Source organism: Pseudarthrobacter leeuwenhoeki (assembly GCF_055412885.1).
Genome location: NZ_JBVAYY010000043.1, coordinates 1 through 1314 on the forward strand (window position 1 = coordinate 1; position 1314 = coordinate 1314).

1 protein-coding gene is annotated in these 1314 nt (G+C 65.9%); it reads left to right on the forward strand.

Annotated elements, in window-relative coordinates:
• Positions 1–81: 81 nt before the first annotated feature.
• Positions 82–1314: MBL fold metallo-hydrolase (locus tag ACZYX4_RS17635; RefSeq protein WP_463878400.1), on the forward strand; the 1233-nt coding region annotated here is incomplete at its 3' end.

Genomic DNA, 1314 nt, shown 5'->3' on the forward strand with positions numbered 1-1314 from the left:
CACTTGCAAGATACCCCCGGGGGTATTATTGTTGTTAGTAGTCGACGGGGCTCAGCCCCACCTCTTTACGAAGGAGAGCACATGCTTCTGGAACGCATTTATGATGAGGACCTTGCCCAGGCCAGTTACCTGATCGGCTGCCAGGCCAAGGGTGAAGCGGTGGTGGTGGACGGGCGCCGTGATATCGCGGTGTACCAGGCGCTGGCGGCGAAGAACGGCATGAAGATTGTTGCGGTCACCGAGACCCACATCCACGCCGATTACCTGTCCGGCACCCGGGAGCTCGCCGCGGCGACGGGTGCGAAGATTTACGTGTCGGGTGAGGGCGGACCGGACTGGCAGTACGGGTTCGAGGGGGAGCGGTTGTTCGATGGTGACGCGATCACCCTGGGCAATATCAGCCTCAAGGCCCTGCATACCCCGGGGCACACCCCGGAGCACCTGTCCTTTTTGGTCACTGACGGGGCGTTCAGCGACCAGGCCGGTTACCTGCTCTCCGGTGACTTTGTGTTCTCCGGTGACCTGGGCCGCCCGGACCTCCTGGATGAGGCCGCCGGCGGGGTCGACACCCGTTTCCTGGGTGCCAAGCAGCTCTTTGAGAGCCTGCGCGATAAGTTCCTGACCCTCCCGGACTATGTCCAGGTCCACCCGGCCCATGGTGCCGGCAGTGCCTGCGGCAAGGCCCTGGGCGCGATCCCGTCCTCCACGGTCGGCTACGAGCGGCTCTACGCCTGGTGGGGCCCGTACCTGGCGGCCAACGACGAGCAGGGCTTCGTCGATGAACTCCTCGACGGGCAGCCGGACGCGCACGCGTACTTCGGGAGGATGAAGCGGGAAAACCGTGAGGGCCCGGCCGTCATGGGAGAGCGCGCCCCGCTGCAGGAACTGGACCTCGCCGACGTCGGCCAGGCCCTGGCCGCGGACACGCTGACGTTTATCGATACCCGTTCCAATGACCAGGTCCACGAGGGCACCGTGACCGGGTCCCTGAACGTCCCGGCCGGCAAGTCCGTGGCCAGCTTCGGCGCCTGGGTCGTGAACCCGGAAACCGATCCGAACCCGCTGGTCCTCCTCGCTGAAGACCAGGACGCCGCGCAGGAGATGTGGGACCACCTGGTCCGGGTCGGGATCGACAAGGTCGCCGGGTACGTCACCGGCTTCCAGTCCCTGCCGACCAGCATCCCGAAGCTCATCTCCCCCGAGGAGCTCGAGGGTTTCGAGGCCGCGATGATCCTGGATGTGCGCAACCGCACCGAGCACACTGCCGGGAACATCCCGGGCTCCCACCAGCTCAGCGGCGGCCGTGTGATGTGG